The organism is Ruegeria sp. AF5 (assembly GCF_056541905.1).
On sequence record NZ_JBQFYZ010000048.1, the window covers coordinates 1 to 1209 of the forward strand.

The following is a 1209-nucleotide window of genomic DNA, read 5'->3' on the forward strand; positions in this document are numbered from 1 at the left end:
AGATGAGAATGAAATCCGGGAAACAGAAAGCGTCAGCAGAGAGAGTTGTCAAAGACATCCGCAGGAAGACACGGCGCCAGCATTCGGCAGAGGAGAAGATCCGTATTGTGTTGGATGGGCTTCGTGGTGAAGACAGCATAGCGGAGCTGTGTCGCCGTGAAGGAATAGCTACGAGCCTGTATTACAGCTGGTCGAAAGAGTTCCTTGAGGCCGGTAAGAAGCGGTTGGCTGGCGATACCGCACGCCAGGCTACCAGCTCTGAGGTGAAGGATTTGAGAGCGGAATCGTCGGCGCTGAAAGAGGTAGTCGCCGACCTGACCCTTGAGAACCGGCTGCTCAAAAAAAGCATGTTCGAGGATGGGGGAGACGACGAATGAGATATCCCGCATCCGAAAAGCTTGAGATCATCCGGCTGGTTGACGGTTCGCACCTGCCGATCAAACGCACACTGGAAAAGCTCGGCATTCCCAGAACGACCTTCTACCGCTGGTACGACAGGTATCTGTCTTTCGGCGAGGCCGGGCTTGAGGATCGCCATTCCCGGCCAGGTAGGGTTTGGAACCGCATCCCCGACAAGGTGCGCAAGCAGATCGTGGAACTGGCTCTGGAAGAACCCGAGTTATCGCCCCGCGAGCTTGCGGTGCGGTTCACCGACACCAGGCGCTACTTCGTTTCTGAGGCCAGTGTTTACAGGCTTCTGAAGGCACAAGATCTGATCACTAGCCCAGCCTGCATCACCATCAAAGCGGCGGATGAATTCCATGAGAAGACTGTGCGGCCGAACCAGCTTTGGCAGACCGACTTCACCTATCTCAAAGTCATCGGTTGGGGCTGGTTCTACCTGTCTACGATCCTGGATGATTACAGCCGTTACGTTGTCTCTTGGCGCCTTTGCACCACGATGAAAGCTGACGATGTCACAGGAACGCTGGAAGACGCTTTGGCTGCATCAGGTTGTGACAGTGTCACCGTTGCCCACAAGCCCCGGCTGCTCAGCGACAACGGCAGCAGTTACATCTCTGGCGAGTTGGCGAAATGGCTGGATGAGCAGGGTATGGATCATGTTCGGGGAGCGCCCAACCATCCGCAGACCCAGGGCAAGATTGAGCGATGGCATCAGACGATGAAGAACCGTGTCCTGCTGGAAAACTACTATCTGCCAGGAGCGCTCGAACAGGCCATCGGCGACTTCATCAATCACTACAACCA

General features: G+C 55.7%; 1 pseudogene. It reads left to right on the forward strand.

Annotation, left to right across the window (positions count from 1 at the left end):
* Nucleotides 1-2: 2 nt before the first annotated feature.
* A pseudogene (locus ACR0DS_RS20290) lies at nucleotides 3-1209 on the forward strand (IS3 family transposase); the annotation flags it as partial.